At 53.9% G+C, this 19147-nt stretch carries 20 protein-coding genes and 1 tRNA gene; 9 read left to right on the plus strand and 12 right to left on the minus strand.

Features of this window, described 5'->3' with window-relative positions; all coding sequences use genetic code 11:
• The first annotated feature begins 660 nt into the window (after positions 1 to 660).
• Complete coding sequence (locus Poly41_RS34195) at positions 661 to 801, plus strand: hypothetical protein (RefSeq protein WP_197231448.1); 141 nt, start codon at positions 661 to 663, stop codon at positions 799 to 801.
• A gap of 306 nt (positions 802 to 1107) precedes the next feature.
• Here the strand turns inward: Poly41_RS34195 and Poly41_RS19145 are convergent, their stop codons facing one another.
• The 10 genes from Poly41_RS19145 to Poly41_RS34980 form a co-directional block, all read right to left on the minus strand.
• Positions 1108 to 1845, minus strand: a complete 738-nt coding sequence (locus Poly41_RS19145) for a hypothetical protein (RefSeq protein WP_231615779.1) — start codon at positions 1843 to 1845, stop codon at positions 1108 to 1110.
• Positions 1846 to 2239: 394 nt separating this feature from the next.
• Positions 2240 to 2542, minus strand: coding sequence for a hypothetical protein (locus Poly41_RS19150; RefSeq protein ID WP_146528348.1), 303 nt, complete (start codon positions 2540 to 2542; stop codon positions 2240 to 2242).
• Between the two features lie 246 nt (positions 2543 to 2788).
• On the minus strand, positions 2789 to 3097 hold the full coding sequence (locus tag Poly41_RS19155) for a hypothetical protein (protein ID WP_146528349.1): 309 nt from the start codon (positions 3095 to 3097) through the stop codon (positions 2789 to 2791).
• Positions 3098 to 3609: 512 nt separating this feature from the next.
• A complete protein-coding gene (locus Poly41_RS34200) occupies positions 3610 to 3747 on the minus strand; it encodes a hypothetical protein (RefSeq protein WP_197231449.1) in 138 nt (45 codons plus the stop codon).
• A 188-nt stretch (positions 3748 to 3935) separates the two neighbouring features.
• Entirely contained in the window at positions 3936 to 5438 is a 1503-nt protein-coding gene (locus Poly41_RS19160) for a hypothetical protein (protein ID WP_146528350.1), read from the minus strand.
• A gap of 616 nt (positions 5439 to 6054) precedes the next feature.
• Positions 6055 to 6315 carry a hypothetical protein gene (locus Poly41_RS19165; protein ID WP_146528351.1) on the minus strand — a complete coding sequence of 87 codons (261 nt, stop codon included), beginning with the start codon at positions 6313 to 6315 and terminating at the stop codon, positions 6055 to 6057.
• The gene (locus Poly41_RS19170; protein ID WP_146528352.1) at positions 6269 to 6550 is read right to left on the minus strand and encodes a hypothetical protein; all 282 of its coding nucleotides are present in this window, start codon (positions 6548 to 6550) and stop codon (positions 6269 to 6271) included. Before Poly41_RS19170 ends, Poly41_RS19165 begins: the two co-directional genes overlap by 47 nt.
• Positions 6551 to 7575: 1025 nt before the next feature.
• Positions 7576 to 8850, minus strand: coding sequence for a tyrosine-type recombinase/integrase (locus Poly41_RS19175; RefSeq protein ID WP_146528353.1), 1275 nt, complete (start codon positions 8848 to 8850; stop codon positions 7576 to 7578).
• Between the two features lie 149 nt (positions 8851 to 8999).
• A tRNA-Met gene (locus Poly41_RS19180) sits at positions 9000 to 9073 on the minus strand.
• A 235-nt stretch (positions 9074 to 9308) separates the two neighbouring features.
• Positions 9309 to 9644: a hypothetical protein gene (locus tag Poly41_RS34980; RefSeq protein ID WP_231615780.1), complete on the minus strand. Its 336-nt coding sequence runs from the start codon at positions 9642 to 9644 to the stop codon at positions 9309 to 9311.
• On the opposite strand from Poly41_RS34980, the gene Poly41_RS19185 reads away from it, so the two are divergent.
• The gene (locus Poly41_RS19185; RefSeq protein WP_146528579.1) at positions 9638 to 11110 is read left to right on the plus strand and encodes a prenyltransferase/squalene oxidase repeat-containing protein; all 1473 of its coding nucleotides are present in this window, start codon (positions 9638 to 9640) and stop codon (positions 11108 to 11110) included. The genes Poly41_RS34980 and Poly41_RS19185 overlap by 7 nt on opposite strands.
• 77 nt (positions 11111 to 11187) lie before the next feature.
• On the opposite strand, the gene Poly41_RS19190 is transcribed toward Poly41_RS19185, so the two are convergent.
• On the minus strand, positions 11188 to 12099 hold the full coding sequence (locus Poly41_RS19190; RefSeq protein WP_146528354.1) for a hypothetical protein: 912 nt from the start codon (positions 12097 to 12099) through the stop codon (positions 11188 to 11190).
• A gap of 445 nt (positions 12100 to 12544) precedes the next feature.
• A complete protein-coding gene (locus Poly41_RS19195; protein ID WP_146528355.1) occupies positions 12545 to 13705 on the minus strand; it encodes an ROK family transcriptional regulator in 1161 nt (386 codons plus the stop codon).
• A 227-nt stretch (positions 13706 to 13932) separates the two neighbouring features.
• On the opposite strand from Poly41_RS19195, the gene Poly41_RS19200 reads away from it, so the two are divergent.
• From Poly41_RS19200 to Poly41_RS19230, 7 genes are all read left to right on the plus strand, one after another.
• Positions 13933 to 14259: a prepilin-type N-terminal cleavage/methylation domain-containing protein gene (locus Poly41_RS19200; protein WP_146528356.1), complete on the plus strand. Its 327-nt coding sequence runs from the start codon at positions 13933 to 13935 to the stop codon at positions 14257 to 14259.
• Positions 14260 to 14335: 76 nt separating this feature from the next.
• The gene (locus tag Poly41_RS19205) at positions 14336 to 14863 is read left to right on the plus strand and encodes a pilus assembly FimT family protein (protein WP_146528357.1); all 528 of its coding nucleotides are present in this window, start codon (positions 14336 to 14338) and stop codon (positions 14861 to 14863) included.
• Positions 14864 to 14907: 44 nt separating this feature from the next.
• Positions 14908 to 15384, plus strand: coding sequence for a hypothetical protein (locus Poly41_RS19210; protein WP_146528358.1), 477 nt, complete (start codon positions 14908 to 14910; stop codon positions 15382 to 15384).
• A complete protein-coding gene (locus tag Poly41_RS19215; RefSeq protein ID WP_146528359.1) occupies positions 15381 to 15920 on the plus strand; it encodes a hypothetical protein in 540 nt (179 codons plus the stop codon). The genes Poly41_RS19210 and Poly41_RS19215 overlap by 4 nt, the downstream gene beginning before the upstream one ends.
• A 41-nt stretch (positions 15921 to 15961) precedes the next feature.
• On the plus strand, positions 15962 to 16537 hold the full coding sequence (locus tag Poly41_RS34205; RefSeq protein ID WP_197231450.1) for a hypothetical protein: 576 nt from the start codon (positions 15962 to 15964) through the stop codon (positions 16535 to 16537).
• An 817-nt stretch (positions 16538 to 17354) separates the two neighbouring features.
• Entirely contained in the window at positions 17355 to 18017 is a 663-nt protein-coding gene (locus tag Poly41_RS19225; protein ID WP_197231451.1) for a sugar transferase, read from the plus strand.
• 66 nt (positions 18018 to 18083) lie between these two features.
• A complete protein-coding gene (locus tag Poly41_RS19230) occupies positions 18084 to 19145 on the plus strand; it encodes a Gfo/Idh/MocA family protein (protein WP_146528361.1) in 1062 nt (353 codons plus the stop codon).
• Positions 19146 to 19147 lie beyond the last annotated feature (2 nt).

Below are 19147 nucleotides of genomic sequence, written 5' to 3' on the forward strand. Positions count from 1 at the left end.
AGTTTGGCAATCCGTTTCCCGGTGGAGCGGGCTCTGTGATTGTAGCAGCAGAATCCCAGAACGGAGCGACTCATCAACGTCCATTAAATTCCAAGGAGTGCCCGACATCGCCTGCCTTAGGGTTTCCACGTTTCCTTGCCGCCGCTCGAATTGCTCTCGGAGATTCCTGCGATTTGTTCGATCTTCTTTGAGTGCCGCGTTCGCAGTGAAGAAAGGTGCGACGTTCACCGTCTCCATGTATCGATTCACGGAATTTCCACCGATTTGGAGGCAGAATTTCATCAAAGCGTCTTCGAGTTCAGGATTGTGGTTTGAGTCAAGGATGTGGCGAAACTGCTCAGCCACAATTGAGCTTCCGCATATTGCTACGCCGAGTGGGTTCCCGCCACCGAGCCATTTGTGACAACCTGTAATCGTCACATCAACGCAGTTCGTGGGTGACGGTTCGGGCAGCTGGCAAAAACTTTGTGCTGCATCAACGAGGACGAAACGGAGCCGACCGCTGGGTTTCAGTCTTGCTAGGAGCTCCAACAGTGGTAAGCGTACGCCCAGATTCGTCACAGTCGGGAGGAAGATGCCATCACATTCTCGATTGAGGAACGCGGTGGCAAGCTTTTCAGCGAGAGATTCGGACGTGAGGCCATGTTCAAAGACCGCTGAATGAACTTCCTCAACAGAAATACGCTGGCCACTTCGGGCAGCCTCATCGGCGACGACGTGTTGCCAATGCGGCCAATTCATGTCGCAAGTGAGCACATGCCGACACGTTCGGAACATCAGCCGAGCGGCGATCCTTACTAGCTGAATCGATCGGCTTGCAAGAAAGACGCTCTCTGGATCGACCACCGAGAAGCGCTGAGCGAATTGGCGTTGGAGTGACCGGAGACCATGCCATTGCGCAAACGAAGGATACTGAGCAATGAGTTCTTCGGGCCAGATTCCTGCGCCGTCTCTAAAGAGCTTCTCGCAGTACAGCGACGGATCGTCGACCAAAAGTCGATTGACGTCAAGCTGAGCCTGCGATGCGGCCGCACACGTCCTGCCCAGCCTCGCGGTGTCTAAGTAGAGAACTGACACAGTGAGTACCTTTGCAATGTACTCCCTATTTTACTCGCTTAGACCAAATCGATCCAGTAGATCCACGTAAGGCGTTGCATAAACATTCAAATTGTTCCAATTGGCTTCCGCCGCGCGAACAGCATTGAAATCAAAGTCTAAAGTAAACGTGCTTGTCCGCTGGCCAGCTTGGTCAAACTCCTGGACCCCGACGGCTGTAAAACCGTAGATGCCCATATCGCGGACTAACTCCGGCACATTCTGCAAATCGGATTCACGCACCAAACGAACATAAATGCCGTTGACCGTCTGCTCGTGAATCCAGTGCCTGAGCGTTTCCGTCGGCAGATCATCTTCAGCTGGCCAAAGGTCGTTCTTAAGAATGACCGTTCGCTCGACCGTGACGATCGCGCGAGCAATCAGCTCGTAATTTAGCTGCATACTTTGCAATCCAGCTCCGTCCTGCCAGTACGACGCGTTCCTGACCAGAGCAACCGACCGATAGACGAGGACACTTGGATCACGCAACAATTGTTCATAGACCAACCGCCAAGCTTCAGTGCCATGGAAGACAATTCTCCCGTCACCTACCTCAGTGAGTTTTTCGACAGCAGCGTCCAACTCACGCAGAGCCGCCTTTCGGTAGTTGGGTTCTGCCCGCGCACTGACACGCAACATCTGACGGGACATTTCCCGGTAGAGGTCAAACACCTCCGCATCGTGCGCAAGAAAAAACGGAGTCTCAAGCAGCGTAGGATCGCGAGACCGGTTCTCCCACGAACGCTTCATTAGCAATCCTACACAGAGGCTTGCCATTGTTCCAAAAAATACGAGCGTCAAAACACGCGACTCGACGTAAGCAACGCCCACTGATAGCAGGCAGCCCGCTAGGGTAATACTGATGGGCAGCCACCAGTCAGAAGTTTTGATTGGCACAGGTTCCTCCATGTGACCAACAGTACGATAGTTTGCCACTGATCGCAAGCGTCCGATGTTGATATGGCCGCAATGCCAAACAAAAACGACGAGGCTTGCTCAGTTGGTGACATGCAAAAGATCGTTGAAGCGAACTGTGGTGGCCAGCGGTCTTGAACCGGAGTTAGAACCGTGGTCACCATCCGTTCTGTTCAGCTAGAGCTGTTGGAACGCGGTTATTACTTGACTTCAGTAAGTCGCAGATTCGCTAGAACGGTGTATTTCCGTCACTTTCTTCGCTGGACTCCCCATGGCTACCGCTCTTGGAAAAAATCCAAGTGTGGCACTGGTCAACGATCTTTGCGACTAGCAGCAAGTCGTCTCGTCCAAACGAACTGGAATCCTTCCAATTGTCACCATCCTTGTACAGACGACTTAAGGTCACGTTGAATCGTGTCCCCTCGGTTGTCTCATTTTCCCAAATGGCGGCTCGAATTCTTCCAAGACGAATCTCGTGGACCGGACGTACCGGCGGTTTCTCCGACTGCTTGCTTTGTGTGGTGGTTGCCATAATTGACTTCTCCTAAAACGGAACTAACTTACTTCGCTGACGAACACCGTCAGACAGGTCACAATCCAAGTCGCTCTTGCGATAGATAGGACGGGTAACCAAGCAGTTACTCATCAAATTTCCCAAAAACCTCTTAGACCACCGACCTCTCTTGACGAAACTATTACGTGAACAATCGTCGTCAAGTGAGAAGCGGTTACGCATTTCCAATATGCGGTTGTTGAAAGAACAGCAAGTTCAACTGCATTATTCCTTAGCATGCTGCTCAAAACTTGTCACGCAATCAACCATCCATACTGGATCCGCAAGTTCAGGCTGGATGACGCGGCCAATGTCTAGAGCCAGTCGGTCAAGCCACATCAGTGCATCGGCACGCGCGCCAAGTGCAAGCTGTTGTTGAATAAAACCTGCATGTTGGCGTTGCAAGACAACCCATAAACACGCCGCGTTCTCACGCTCCGCGCGACGCAACGCAAAGCGAACCGTGTGGGCTTCCTCAAGCAGCAAAGATTTCAGCACGAAGCCGTCAGCAATGGCGATCCAAGAGTCGTTCATCAACTACAGATAACATGCATCGCTCTTCGGCGCAACTATCCACCCAGTAAAGCATCGTTGTCCGCGATAAACCATTTTTTTTGCTAAGTGCTGAGGCTTCGTCGCTCTCTCATCCGTCGGGGCTCGCCCCGCTGAGGCCGTCAGGCCCTTGGCCCCGACGGATGAGAGAGCGATGAAGCCGGCTGCTGCGAATAAACGGTCCGGTACAGGCTCCAGAACCAATGAAGCTTCGTTGTTCGGATTCCCGAGTGGGCTCGTCCGCTTGTTGATGCAGCGATTTCATGTCGATCACTACAGAGCGAGCCGGCCGCTGGGCGCAGCTCGCCTGCGACGAGCGGACGGCGGAGCGATGCTACGGCTGGCAAGCGAGCAGATTCTGAGATCACGCCGACGGATGTGCGAAAACAGTAAGTGCGTCGGCGTGAGGCTCAGTAACTGATCGCGGACTAGCGAAGGAGCGCGAGTGCCGGGGAGTTAACCCGCTGAATTGACGAAATATCTAGCGAAGCTCACTAGAGGCCGCACAAATACGCGGCGACCATCCCAAACGTCAGGGCCAATATGTCTCGGGCTGTAATCTTATTGGTCCACTGTTGCAAACGGTTCTTGGTTGGTTCCATGATTCCCTCAAGCGGTTTTGGGTTGTCCATCCGACTAGCCTGCCAAATCGTGGAGGCTTGCGCAAGCGATGCACCCCATTGTCAAACATTGATGATTCGATCGAGCGTTTACTGCTGCGATCGCGTCAGTTTTCGCTTGCTTTTCATGATCGGTTCTTGCACTTCAGCGAATAACTCTTCTGAGGTATTGACCAATTTAAACATTACTCGATCAGGAATCACCGTCCCGATGCTTCTTCGGAGTTTTTTGACAGCACGGGTATCGAGGAGTCCGTCGCCTGTATTTCGGAGTTTGATCCCTCTTCGTTCAACTTGAAGACGTGGAGCATTCCATTGGCGAATGCCACAAGATGGCCGCCGGTCGGCGAGAATTCGATCATCTCGGGTTTCACCCCGAGAATCTCATCACCGATGACACCGATGCGGTCCTTCGTGTCAAGGCTCGCGAGAACGATACCTCCAGTCTCTGAGCCGACGGCGACCACTCCATTGGGTGCGACGGCGAACAGTGACAAGGCCGCTGGCTTTGCGTAAACGACGTCGCGCGACGTCATATAGAGATCTCCGGGTAGACCAAGTCCAAGCGGAATTCGCCGAGTCACGGCTCGGCCACTATCAGCTTCCTCGGGAGGGGTGAGTACGACGGGATCGAGCCATTGATCCGATTCAATGTCAAAAACCTCAATCGTATCGCGTGTGCCGATGAGTAGCTGGGTCGAGTCGGGCGAGAATTGCATGTGACGAAAGTTATTTGTCTCCAGAGTGGTTGCACGCTCGACAGTGCCTTTCTCGAGATCATGCACTTCCACGCCGAAGTCTTGGCCGTTGATGACTTTGTTCAGTAATCCGAATCGCCGTCCATTCGGTGAGAGAACGTGCTGACCGCCCGACCGCAAATCTCGGCCATAGAGATACGCGCAAAAACGCTGCGCATCAGCCGAGCAAAACTGAAATGCTCCTCGATCGGCGGAGAGCGTCATACACTCTCCGTGTGGTGGGATAGTCGGCCGAGAGCCCGATGGCCATTGACGCTGGATCACAGCTTCGACCGGCTTCGAACTTCCTCGTCGAACCAACTGAAGTTGGACCCAGGTGCCCGGTTTGCCCGTGAGGGCTTCAAGTGCCTTTTCGCGAGTTTTCCCGGCAATCGTCTTCCACTCGCGTGAATCGTCGTATCGCGTGGATTTCTCGCCTTCGTTGATCGCCAGGATTTCATCGCCAATTCTGATCTGGTCTTCGAGCGTGGGGTTGAAGGACTCGACCATCTTGGTGACGAGCAGCTTGCCGTTCCGTTCTTCGATGTCTAAACCAAACTTCCCTGACACGGCCGGGATCGACAACTCTCGAAGGACGCCGGTCTGACCATCGAAAATCTGGGTGCCGGCGTACCCACCTTGGCCGAGAATCTTTGTCGAGTCAGAAGAATAGGCCAGTGTAAAGAATGAAAACCTACCGATCTGTCGGACCAGCTCCTGTTTCTCAAGATCAATGATCGACATTCCCGGTGTGGCCCCCGTTCTATCTCGATTGAAGCTCAGAGCAACGAACTTGCCGTTGGGGGAGAAGCCCCAGGCGACAAGTTCCTCGGGTTTGCTGTTGTTCGTGTAGAAACGAATCGTTTCATAATCGGTTGGTTCTGCTTGAACATTCGACCACGGGAGCCAAGCGGACAACGCGGCAAACAAAATTGGGGTCGCGCAACGGCGAATTTGAGAATTCATGGTTGAAAGTCTGAGAATAAAGGATAGGTTTCAGAATCCTTTCTCTCGCATCGTCGTCCTGCGGCGATCCCCCCCAAGATAGCCGATCATCGGTATGTACAATATGCGATCCAACGTCGAGCCCTGATGGCCGGTCGTATGGAGATCTCCCACGCGGCAGGGGTTGGGTGGTCTGTAGGGCAGCCGCCTGCGGTCATTATTGGTTTAGAAGGAGGGAAAACCAATGTCCAAACGCGATCGCTGATCGTTCGCAATTTGCATCTCGTGGTCTACATCGGCAAGTGCATTGCGCATACCTGCTTTTTCAATTGCTTTGCGAACGGTAGCAAAGCAATTGAAAAATTAAATATATCCGTCCGTGGCGCTCTGTCAAATCCCTTAGGCTGCAAGCTCGCAGAATCCCCCCGCCCTTCTATCTATTAACATTTCACACACCTCAACATCGTAGTGACTGCGAGACGCTGATTCGAGAGTTTGATCGGTGAGCATAGACCGGAAACGATAACGCATTCGAATCCGTTGATGAGGCTGTGATGCTGAGAGGCGATCGGTGGTCTGGTGAACCGCGAAGACCTCTCTTGGCAAGAATCGTTGTCGGATTCTTGGCGAACCGACGCTACTGGGCGTGGTTCCCTGAGGATTCTTCGAAAATCCAGTCGTGGGCTTTGTCGACCACTTTGGCTACCAGCGGCAAATCGTCACGGCCAAAGCTGGTCGAGTCTTTCCACTCTTCGCCATCTTTGTAGATGCGACTGATTGTCACGTTATGACGCGTGCCATTTTCCGTGTCATTCGCCCAAATGGCAGCTTTTACGCGACCAAAGCGAACTTCATGTACTGGGCGAACCTTGGTCGCCGACTTGGTTGTCGTTGTCATTGTTGCTTTCCTCATTGGGGAAGTCGAGAGAAGTGTGTAAACGAACTGCGTTACATACGGCAGTTGCGATTGTTTCATGGAGCAAATCGCCTTGCGGCAGTTGCTGCATGGTCAGGGGAGCGAATCCGCCTTTGCGGAGCCACTCCAGAAGTGCTTCGGCAGCTTCCTGAGCCGCTTGCACGTCGCGAGCGCTCCATGCTCGAATCAACTCGTTCCAAGTCGCCTGTGGGTCCATCGTGGGGCTATCCTTTCCAGAAGGATGGAACGATTAATTTTGGACAAAGCCATAGGCACCTCCTGCTTCGTGGTTAAGATTCCGAGGACTGCCAACGTGGTCAGTAAACGGGAGCAACTTATTGGCTGCACCATGGGATGACTCCAGTTCAGTGAGTCAGTCCACGGTACAGCCAAGTGAAGTAATCAGAATGCAGGAGGGATCAAAAACCTTGATCAGACCACCGGCCTCATGGGTCGAAAGATGTTCCGAGCCATCAAGCCGGTCAGCGTTTCCCTAAAATAGCGAATGGAGAGAACGAAGAAAGTTGAGTCATTTGGTTTATCAGAGGTAGCACATCGCCGAACGCTTGTCACGCTTTTGGCTTGATTCCGTTGCTTTTATTTTACCGTCAAGTTCTCCGATGCGAACTCTTGTCGTAAATTCGGTAGGTTGCAGCAGATTAGCCACCGCCAATGTTGACAACTTTTTGCGGAGAGTTGAGGCTTCGTCGCTTTCGCAGCCGTCGCGGTGTATTCCGCTGAAGTCACTGGCCCCGACGGCTGCTAAAGTGGTGAAGCCAGCGGCTGCGAAACACTGGCTCGTTCGCAATTTCGATTGATTACTAGGGAGCGAAGCCGGCCACTGGTCGCAGCTCGCCTGCGACGAGTGGACGGCGGAGCGTGGCTACTGCTGGCGAGCGAACAGATTCTGAGATCACGCCGATGTTTATGCAGTCATTACAGTCGCTTCGGCGTGATCTCAGTAACTGATCGCGGACGAACCAACGGGTGTGGATGCCAGCAACGAACCGGCTAGCCTGATACCTACTGCACTAGCCAATCAAAACTAGAGGCCGCACAAATACGCTGCTGCCATCCCAAAGGTCAGTGCCAATATGTCTCGGGCCGTTACCTTATCGGTCCACGCTTGTAAACGATTCTTGATTGGTTCCATGCGTCCCTCATGCGGTTATGGGTTGTCCATCCGACTAGCCTGCCAAATCATGGAAGCTTGCGCAAGCGTTGGGAGAACTTAGCAGCCTGTCATCCCACTTGTCGCATGACTTCGACGGCTTTATCCAAATCCAATTCCGCATAAATTTCAGTGGTACTGGTTGAACCGTGGCCATCGACGGCACGGGCGGCGTCAATACCGAAGCGTTTTCGAATTTCGGTCGATGCGGTATGCCGAATTCGATTGGGTGACCACTTTTCGATGTTGTGGTTGTCACAAACGCGATGAATTGCTCGCCGATAACTATCGGTGACGTAGCGGTTGCTTGCTTTCCGCTTTGGCGAGGCAACTCGGTTGGTGCCGGGGCGATTGCCCGCTTTCGGCGATGTTTTCCGTCGCTTGGTGGCTGCTTCACGTCGCCTTCGTTCGGATTCACGAGGTGAAAAACAAAACTCATCGTCGGATCGGTCCATATAAGGAGTAAGAATCGCAATCGCCCGAGGACCGATGGCGATAACGCGATCCTTTTCAAAATGTTCGGTTTTATGCTCCGAAGGTCGGTAAATCCAAACATCACCACTGGAATCAATGTCAACGGGTGCCATTGAGCAAACCTCGCCCGGACGAGCACTGGTCAACCGCTGAATACGGACCATGTCAGCGACCACTTTGGGCAAATGTTTCAGCGTCGCATCGATAATGGAGTCGGGCACAGACACAACGGGAGCCGTTTCGCGTGCTCGCGTTCGTCCTTTCTTTAGTCCGGCCAGTTCTCGCAGGGCAATTGATACGGAGCCTTCGATCAATTCTTTTGACACCGCCCACTTGAACATGCCACGGAGCCGATTGACCTGTTTGTTCAGGTAGCCTCGTGACCAATCCATCTCGTCGATCATCTTTTCACGCAGTTCGTCGAGAGCGAGCGGACCGAAGTCTTGGGCGAATTCGTTGCCGTGATGCCGCCTGAGCAACCGCAGCACATCATCGATCGCCCCTGCTTCGCGAGTGATCTCACCATTTTTGCGGTAATATTGGCGAGTGTGACTTCGGTAGACCAGGATCAGCTCGCTGATGGTCACGGGAACGCCGGATTTGACCTTTGCTAGTAGTGTCGCGGGCGTAATCGAGGCCGCGATTTTCTCTGGATCAGTCTTGCTCGATTCATCGGCATCTTCGAGCTGGGTGATGGGCCGTTCGACGTGCCGGCGTTTCTCCCATTGGGTAAGGACTTCTTGGTATTGGGAATGACTTCGGCGGGAGCCAAAGGGGCCGAGATAGATCGTTTCTCCGAACAGGGAGACAACGGCTTGGTTGGTAGATTTGTGCAGCCGATATTTCGGCGGCCGGTGAAAAAGACGCGGCATTAGAGAGGTTCTCTGCTGAAGCGAGAGCCGCAAACAGGGAAGTCGCGATGACTTCCCCGTTTGGGTTCCCTGTTTGGCTTCGGCAAAGAGCCGCACTGCCTCACCGAGGCAGGTAACCTAAGTCCAGGATTGGCTTGGGTTTAAGAAAATTGCGGGAGCCGGATTCGAACCGACGACCTCGAGGTTATGAGCCTCGCGAGCTACCGGGCTGCTCCATCCCGCGGTGAAGTGATACTGGGGCCATGACGGTCGCCTTGCCTCAGTGGGCGGGAATATCGCCGATTGCCAGCAGAGTGTCAACCGCTATTGAGTCGTGTGATCCAAAATCGTGCCGTCATTATTGGCATAACCCTCAACGGGTAGGCTGCGATCGCTGCGAGCTCGACTTTCTCGCTTGGTTTCGAGCCAGATTGGTTTAGCTAGGTTCGCATTTTCCCGTCGATCATCCTATTCTATTACTAGGCCGTCGTGCTGTTCTCCGATTCCTCCTGCTTCAATTGTCCCCATGCCACAAGCGGACTCTCCCTTGGATTCGTCGCTGCCCGAAACGGCCCGTCCGCCAGATCCGCCTGAGACGATTCCGGTGGTTTCTGCCCCGCCTCCTCCTCCGTCGTCCCAGCCCGAAGGGGGCGCCAGCGTGTCGGCGGATCCGGAACTCCCTCCGGTTCCTCCTCCTCCGCCGCCTCGATCCAGCCTGCCACCGGTTCGCGTAGCGACCGCCGCGCCAGATGAGGTTTTGGTGCCGACGGGAATGGGGGCGGCAAAGTCGATTCGCTGGCGAGATGAAATGCCAAAATTGGATCAGCGAGACAAACAACGAGGGACGGAAACTGCGGTACCCGCAGGCGAAACGTCAGAGCATGACGAGGAAGCATCGACCGAAGAGATCATCAAGCGATCCGCGCCGCCATGGCTGATCAGTACGGTCTTTCACCTGGTTGTGTTGCTGGTCCTTGCCTTGATCTCGACACCCGCTGGCACATCGCTAGGGCATTTGATGCTGGAGATCGGCAGTAGCGAAGGCACGGACGACGTTGCATTGGCGGAATTCTCGATTGAGTCAAGCGACATTTCCATGACAGCCTCGGAATTGGTGACCGAGTTGGAATCCGAAGTCGATATCGCTTCTATTTTTGATGACATCAACGATGCGGACACAAATGATTTGTCGGCAGTCCCGATCGGCGTTGGTCCAGCCGTCGATATCGCGGCACCTATGTTTAACGGTCGCAGCGGTGCGATGAAGCAAATGCTGTTGTCGCTTTACGGAGGGACATCGCAAACGCAAGATGCTGTTGAAATGGGATTGGAATGGCTCCAGCGCAACCAGCAGTCAGATGGACACTGGAGTATGCACGGTCCGTATAGCGATGGTGCGATTGCCGAGAACAAGCCAGCGGCGACCGCGATGGCTCTGTTGGCGTTTTTGGGTGACGGCAATACTCACGAACGCGGACGCTATGCCAAGAATGTGGAACGTGGCATCAAGTTTCTTGCAAAGCAGCAGAACCGCAGCGGATTCATGGCCACCCAAGCTCGAGGACACGAACAGGCCTACGCTCAGGCTCAAGCGACCATCGTCCTTTGCGAACTCTACGGGATGACCGAAGATTCGTGGCTGCGTGAAAAAGCTCAATTGGCCATCGAGTACGCTCAGGACGCTCAAAGTCCGGAAGGTGGTTGGCGGTACTATCCCCAAGGAGATTCGGATACGTCTGTGACGGGGTGGTTTGTGATGGCGCTCGAGAGTGCCTTGTCGGCTGGACTCGATGTGGACCGCAACGTGTTGTACAAAGTCGAAGGTTACCTGGATGCTGCCCAGGAACTCAACGGTGCCGTCTACGCCTATCAGCCTCGTGGCCGGATCAGTTCCGCGATGACTGCCGAAGGACTGCTGTGTCGGCAGTATTTAGGTTGGCCCCGGAACCATCCGCGGATGATCGAAGGCATTGATATTCTTTGGGATAAATACCCATTCAGCATTCGCCGGCGTGACGTTTACTATTGGTACTATGCAACTCAGGTGCTCCACCATTTTGGTGGCGAACCGTGGAAACGTTGGAATAATCGGATGCGTTCGGAGTTGCCAGCCGCTCAAGAGAAGAAGGGTGCGGAACGTGGAAGTTGGGATCCGCAACTGGATGAGTACAACGGCTCAGGTCGCTTGTACACAACATGCCTATCGCTCTACTGCTTAGAGGTCTATTACCGACACATGCCTTTGTACGCCGATTGGGCAAACAAAAAGGCTGACGATTAGCGCCGGCGAGCCCGGCGTTGCCCAGCCGTTATCCGCGCCACGCGATCCGTAGCAGATTGCTGCCAGAATCGGCAGCTCTATTTTGATGAAAAGTAGTTGATCCCTTGTCCAAGCAGTCCAAGTCCTGTGATGCCGGCGATCACGGCACCGGAAATAGCACGTCCAGGGCGACGCAATTCCACTTCGCCGTTCATGTGCCGGTAGAACATGAATACCGAGAAACAAGCAAACCCAATACAAGCGACGCCACCGACCACGCACAGGGCCGCTTTGACGGTTGTTTGCGGGCCATCGCCTGAGGAGGGTTTGGGCGATTCGTTTTGGGCGTTACGCAGATAATCACTCGCTGAGGTGTTGCCGCCACTGGATCGATAGGGTGAAGGATTCGCTGAACCGGCGTAACCGACCGGCACGCTTGCTTTACCGAACAAAAGCACCATGCCCCAGATGCAACCGCCCAGCGCGAAGGGGTAGATCAGGAACCCAAGGCATGGCACGCCGATCAGCATCGTAGGGAGTAGGCCCAAAATACATGTCGCGATCGAGAGCCAACGCGGACATCCGACGCACATGCCAATCGAACCGCCCAGGACGAGTAGGTAATGGACAGCCAGCACGCCGAACACGACTCCGAGCACAGCCAAGTCTTGCCCCCCCGCTTGACCGCGGTCGTTCGACGCGACGATCACGAACGATAGCAGGGTTGCCAGGATCGCCAATCCGTACGGTATCGCGATCAACAATCCAGGTCCCAGAAGCGAAGGCCCAGACGGTTTCGCTTTCCGTTTGCTGGCGAGCGATGAGGACGGGCGGTTCAGCGGGGAGGGCGGCAAGCCAACTCCCGGCGTGGTGACGGGGACGCCATCGAACGTGAGGCTGCCCAGTGGGTCTGGCTGCGCCGGCGCAGGAGCCTGCACGGGTGTGACCGATGGTGTTGGAACGACCGTGGTTACGATGGATTGGTTCCCCCCAGGACGCTGAACCCGCATCACCGTCGAACATTGAGGACACCTAAATGTTGAGGCGGACGTGGTCGCGGGAATGCGCATCTTGACTTGGCAGCCGGGGCACTGCGCCAACGAAGCATCACTTGGCCTTTGGGGTGTCTGACTGCCGACAGCGGACTGCGGCTCCACACCCGAACGCGACCTGGCTGACGGTGAGGGGCTCTTGGAGGCGTTGTTGATCGATCGACTTGGCTGCTGGGTTGGCAAACGGATTGGAGCGGTGGCTGCTTTGCGTTCGACCTTGTAGGTCTCGTCGCACTTGGGGCAGCGGACCTGCTTGCCCTTCAGTTCCTCAGCAATGCTGAGCTTTTGGCCGCATTTCGTGCATGTAAGGATGAGGGGCACCATCGGCTCCCAGGACGGAGGTTACCAAGAAAAGGAGACCCCCAATTGTAACCATAGCGTGAACGTTTGTCCCACGCGGAAATCAGGATTGTCGCAGCGAAATGATGTGGTCGATGATCGTTGCGATGCTGCCATCGAGCAGTGACGTCCCGGCGAGCCGGAACTCACATCGCTCCATGGCAGGTGTCAACGCCATTTGTCCGGTTTCTTTTTCTAGCTTTCCCATCAACCAGGGGACCTCTCGGAACAATCGGCCATGAACATAGACGATGCCAGGGTTGAACAAGTTGATCACATTGGCGACGGTCATTGCAAGAAAGTGGCATGACTGAGTCAGCAAGTCCATCACAAACGAGTCCCCTTTTTCCGCAAGCACAATCAGTTCTTGCATTGTGGCAGTGCGTTCGATCTGCTTGGAAAGCTCCTGCAACATCGACCACTCGCTGGCAACGGTTTCCAAGCATCCCTTTCGCCCACACGAGCACCTTCTGCCATTGGCGATCATCGGCGCATGGCCGATCTCGCCTGCAAACCCATCTCGACCGGTCAAAAACTGACCATTGATCATGACTCCTAATCCGATGCCAACGCGATGCACCAACATGACAAAACTCTGACTATGCTCGGCGTCAGTGCCGAACATGCACTCGGCCAAGCAGAGCGCGTGGGAGTCGTGAACCATCGTGCAAGGAACGCCCGCAAAAGATGAGATGTTCTCAACAATCGGTTGCTGGTTCAGGATTGGTAGGTTCGCCGAAAAATGAACGGTTTGATCGCTGCGGTCGACGAGTCCTGGTACGGTAACGCCGATTCCGAGCGTCGTCTTTGTTTCGCTGCTGAGTAGCGGCCGAAGCTGGTTTTCCAATGTCGATAACAATTGGGGATAGCTGCTCGGCGTGGAGAAGGATGCGAGTGTCGATGGTAGCGACTTCCCATCGAACCCCGCAGCAACGATTTGACACGTTCTTCCATCGAGTTCGACGCCGATCACTTGGGCAAATTCGGTTGCCAAGCGGACTCGTTTCGCCGGTCGCCCACGACTGACATGATCATCATCGTACTCTTCGAGCAAGCGAGCTTCGAGCAATGCCGCAACCGCCTTGTTGGCTGTTGGAAAGGTCACGCCCAATCGGCTACTCATTTCGGCACGTGTCGAGGGGCCATGCTGCCGAATGGAATCGAGAACAATCGATTGATTCAATTTGCTCAGCAATTTCGGTCGAGCGGGACTAACACCCTTCATTGGGGCACTCGGATCATGAAAAGCGTGATGGAAAGAGGAACGGAAAGTGACGCTCGATAACTTAACGTCTCAATGGATGGATGCCAGGATGTGCTGAGATTTTCAGCAGTTTTTTCTCGATGGGTGGCGCATGTCCATTTTTTGTGACCTAGGTTCTTTGTAGATGGGGGCAAACTCTCCCTGCAACAAGCATCTGCAAATTTCTGTCGACTTAGGAGACATGCATTATGAAACGTACCAAAAAGAGTGGTTTTTCTCTGTTGGAAGTGATCGCAGCCGTTGTGATTTTGGCGGTTGTTGCCGCTGCAACCGTTGCAACCGTCGCACCGATGCGAGCGAAGAGCGAAGAGAAATTGGCCGAACAGGAATCGGCAACGCTGAACAGCATGTCGCAAACCTACTTCTTGGAGACCGGCGCGTTTCCCCGCAGCGTTAGCGACTTGGTGACCGAAGGTTACCTTTCGAACACGACTCAGGCCGACCAAGACCGAATCACCTCAATTCGTCGCAACTACACTTACACGCGAACGACCGGTACGTTTACCAAACGTTGAGCGTTTGCGCAGAAGTTTGCTTGATTATATCGAGGTTCGTCGTGGGCACGGTGCGGAAGGAACAAGGGTTCGCACCATGTCGACGACGAACCGTTTTTCATTAGGTCTTTCCATGATGAATCAAGACGGATTGCCGGCACGCAGCGTAAACAGAGGGTTGCTTCGACGCGGTGTGACTTTGCTCGAAGCGGTGATGGTGATCGTGTTGTTGTCAGCTGCGGCAGTGGCGAGTTCGTTTGTGATGGATCGAAATTGGTCGGCTCGGCGCCACGTCGATGCCATAACGAAGCACGTTGCCGCCACGCTAAACATGGCTCGTCGTACAGCCGTGATGAACCAAGCTGATGTGATCGTTACACGTGATCGCGACAGTAGTGGGGATGTCTTGGTGATTACTGAAATGGCCGGGCCCTTTCGCGATGAACAAAAACGTCTGATTCCGCTTGGTAGTGAGACGAGGATTGCGGGGTCACCCACGGACATTCGATTCTCGCCAATGGCAACGGCGGATCGAGCGTTGCGATGGACGGTGTCCCAGTCGACCACATCGGGACAGATCATGGTTGAGCCGACCACGGGGCTCGTCACGACGCGACTCCCCTAACGCTCTGGCTCGTGCCACACAGGTGGTTTTGAGGAATGGGATTAATGAACCAGCTAACAGCGAAACGTAAAAATGCGGCTTGTCGGTCGTGGCGATGTTGTCATCGCCCAGGAACGACACTGCTTGACGTTGCCATTGGATCCATGATGCTTTCGGTGATTCTGATTCCGTCGCTGCATCTGATGTCTAGATCGCAGAAGAACAATCGCCGTTTGAAACTACACCAAACGCTGCTGTTTGAAGCTGATCAGTTGGTGGAACAAACGAAAATCGCCTTGTCCGATTCGAATGAGTTTGACCGTGTTTGGCGAAGTCCGTTTGCAAATGAAACGCTCACCAAAATCGATCTTGGTGACGGTCCCGTGGTTCTCGGTTCGGTGCGAATTCAACGCAACTCGGATGTGATCAGTAATGGGCTTGTCGATATCGATGCGACCGTTTGGTTTGACGCCAACAGCAATGGGCGAGTTGACAGTGGCGAGCCGGTTGAACAGGCTCGTACCCAGTGGGCTGCACCATGAGAGAAATGACTTTTCAACGGTCCCAGACCGAACAACGAAACCGGCGATTGCGATACGGCATTAGCTTGCTGGAAGTGATTGCATGTACGGCGCTACTGGCCGTCATGATTGTTCCGATCGCGGGCGTGATTCGCGCATCCGCTCGAAGCATTGCCGATGTCGAGGGGACAGGCGATCATTCGGCACAATCCGAGCTTCGTGGAGCACTGAACTGGTTGACCCTAGCTGTTCGCGATGGAGTTGTGCTCGGCATAGACAGAAACGGTCGTTCGATGAAGCTTCAGCTTCGCAGTGGCGACGTTGTCGAAGTAACCCGCTACGACGACCAATTGTTGATGATCGAAAACGGTGCGAAAACGGTTCTAGCAGAAGATGTGAGCGATTTCGCTCTCAAGACGATTGAGAATCCGGCCGAACCAGGGCAAGCGATCGGTATCCAAGTCGTGCTTCAATCGGTTGACGCTGTGAGTCGAGACAGAGTCTCGCTGACAGCCACAATCGCCCAGCCAACTCAGTTTTCATCCGTCGCCAACTGACGCCGTTCATTCAACGGATCCTAGCCAAGAAGTCCCCTGCGATGAATCCAATACATATTAAAACTCGAACCCCGCGATCAGCGAAAGCCCGAGGCGGATCGGCGCTGTTGCTGTGTACCCTTGCGGTGGCGGTTTTGTCACTGTCTGCGATCGCGATCCTGCGGTCGAGTCAGTTAGCGGTGGCGAAAGTCGATTCGCACCGAGCGGTTATTACGGCACGGCACGTTTCCGACGGACTGCTTCAAAATGCCATTGCTCAGCTTCGGGTGGATCCGTCCTTGGAAGGGGTCATTGTCGACCCAGGATCGCCGATCAAATCAGCACACTGTGTCGTCAAGCAAATCGACTCGTCCCATTCGCAGTTGTTTGTCTATCTCTATGCGGGAGCTTCCGTTCCAGCGGCTTCGCGAGTGATCGACGTGAGTGCTCTGGCGGGCAACGGCAACGGAAACGGAAACGGCAACGGCAACGGAAACGGCAACGGCAACGGCAACGGAAACGGCAACGGAAACGGCAACGGCAACGGCAACGGAAACGGCAACGGCAACGGCAACGGCAACGGCAACGGAAACGGCAACGGCAACGGCAACGGAAACGGCAACGGCGTCTCGAGGTGAGGACCCCCTCTGTGGGGCGGGGATTCTCTTTCAGTAGGCTCCCCCTAGGCCGCATCGCCCGGCTAAAAAAAACGGCTCATCCGGCGGAAGCGTGCGCAGGAGGTTTTTGAGGCATCTCTCTGGTGTCCAATCATTGCTGGCAGGAGCTATTTTCACTGGTTATCGTGCAGTTGCCGGTAGAAACGGAGTCGAGCTCTGCAGAGGTGCAACTTGACAAGGGATATCCCGGTCGACGGTGCGCCAAGGGTGCTACCGGTTCCCTGCGGACGACCGACCGTCGGGGACTCTTTTCTAAGAGATCATTGGACACCGGAGCCATACCTCCAAAAAACCTTGAGTCTGGGTTCCGCGAGCTTCCGTCGGATGAGCTAAGAAGACAAAGTCAATCTCTCGGTCGAGGGATATCTAAATGGCTTGCCAGAATGTGTGGATGCGTTTTCGATCGGACGGGCCTTTCCCTGCGGTGAGGGTGGTATTGTTCACCCTAATTGCTGAAAGAAGGGGCCTCCGATAATCCGCAAGGTTTTCTTAGTTTGCATAATCGGAACAAGAGAACTATACTTCTGTTCTGGCTTGGGATCGGTGATGGGTGGATTCGCCTATCACCACTATTTCCATTGAATAACCTGCAACATCTGGCGAGGTTGTTCATCATATGTTTTCGAGTTGTAGCTACGAGTCGGATCAAGTTCGGCGAATGGGGGGCACCCAGCTCCTTTGCGTTTCCATTGATTCGCACAACTTCATTGATTCGCACATCTTTTCCTCTTTGGGTAACAATAGGCTCGTGATTGTCGACTCCCCCTCATCGCCCCCGATGGCCACCCTATCGACTCCGATGGCCGCCGAGTGTTCGCTGGGAATTCAGTGTCGAGCCACTCCGACTTGGAAAAGGCTTTTGGATTTATGCGGTGTGGTCGCGCTATTTCCGCTTCTACTTCCTGTGCTAACAACTGTTGCGATCTATATCAAATTCGTATCGCGTGGTCCCATTTTTTTTGTGCAGTCGCGAGTGGGATTTGGTGGCGATCGTTTCCGCATCTATAAGTTTCGAACGATGCATGTTCCGACCGTCAGTCGCGACGAGATGCATCGTAAGTTTGTTTCACAATACGCCGATGCTGAGTCGCCGTTAGCAAAACCAAAGTACGAAAATGAGTTGATTCCCGGTGGAAACTTGATCCGTAAGTTGTCGCTTGACGAGTTGCCTCAAGTTTTCAATGTATTGATTGGGAACATGTGTTTGGTTGGCCCTAGGCCTGATGTATTGATGATCGAGGACTACCAGCCTTGGCAACTTCGTCGCTTTGAAGTGATGCCTGGTATGACTGGATTGTGGCAAGTCAGCGGGAAGAACCGGCTGACGTTTGATCAAATGATTGATTTGGATATCGAGTACATCGAGACACGGTCGCTTTCAAATGATTTGCGAATCTTGGCTCGCACGGTTTATGTGCTGCTGTTCGAACATAACGAATAACGCCTTTTACCCTAGCTTTTCATCTTCGCTTTTTATCTTGTTTTCTATTGTTAGGAAGATTGTCCTATGATTCGTGTCGGCATTCTTGGATTAGGCTATTGGGGGCCGAACCTCGTCCGCTGTTTTTCAGAGTTGGAGAACTGCAAGGTTACGGCGGTTTGCGACCGAGATTGCGATCAGTTGCTTCGCATCAAGGATCGTTTTCCGAGCGTGATCCCGCTGGAGAGCTACGATGAGATGCTCGAACGTGATCTAGTCGACGCAATCGTGATTGCGACACCGACCGATACGCATTTTGACTTATCCATGAAGGCGCTCGAACGAGACTTACATGTGTTTGTCGAGAAACCGCTTGCCAAGACGAGTGCTCAATGCCGTACCTTGGTGGAAACCGCTGGCGAGCGAAACCGAACCTTGTTTGTCGGGCATGTGTTCTTGCATTCTTCGCCTGTGAAGAAACTGCGTGAGTTGATTGAAACCGACGAACTCGGTTCGATCAATTACATTAGTAGTCGGCGGTTGAATCTTGGTCCGGTTCGAACCGACGTTAGCGCCTTGTACGATCTAGCGCCACACGACATTTCGATGATGTTGTATCTGCTTGGCCAAAAACCAATTTCCGTCACTTGCACCGGCTTTGACCGTTTGCATCCTGGGATTCATGACGTTTGCAGTTTAAGTATGCTGTTCGAGGGAAATCGGATGGGCATGGTGCACGTCAGTTGGCTTGATCCTCGCAAGGAGCGAGTGTTGACAGTCGTTGGCGACAAGCGGATGGCCGTCTACGACGATTTAGAGCAAGAGAAAATTAAGGTATTTGACAAAGGGGTCGACAAGCCCGCCAACGCAACGGGCGATTTCGCTGACTTCCAATTGTCCTATCGCTACGGCGGGAGCTACAGTCCGTTTATCAAAGAGAATGAGCCTTTGAAAGCGGAGTGTGCCGAGTTCATCCGGTGCATTGTTGAAGGGGATGTTCCGCTAACCGATGGTGTGAACGGTTTGGAGGTCGTCGAGGTTCTCGAGGCGGCCGAGCAGTCACTGAATCGTGGCGGTGATCGAGTTGAGCTGGCTTCGTTGAGCCGAGATGATCGCTCGGAGCAGACGGTTCCTGAGTTCGTACGGTGATT

The sequence above is a fragment of the Novipirellula artificiosorum genome, from assembly GCF_007860135.1.
Classification (GTDB): domain Bacteria; phylum Planctomycetota; class Planctomycetia; order Pirellulales; family Pirellulaceae; genus Novipirellula_A; species Novipirellula_A artificiosorum.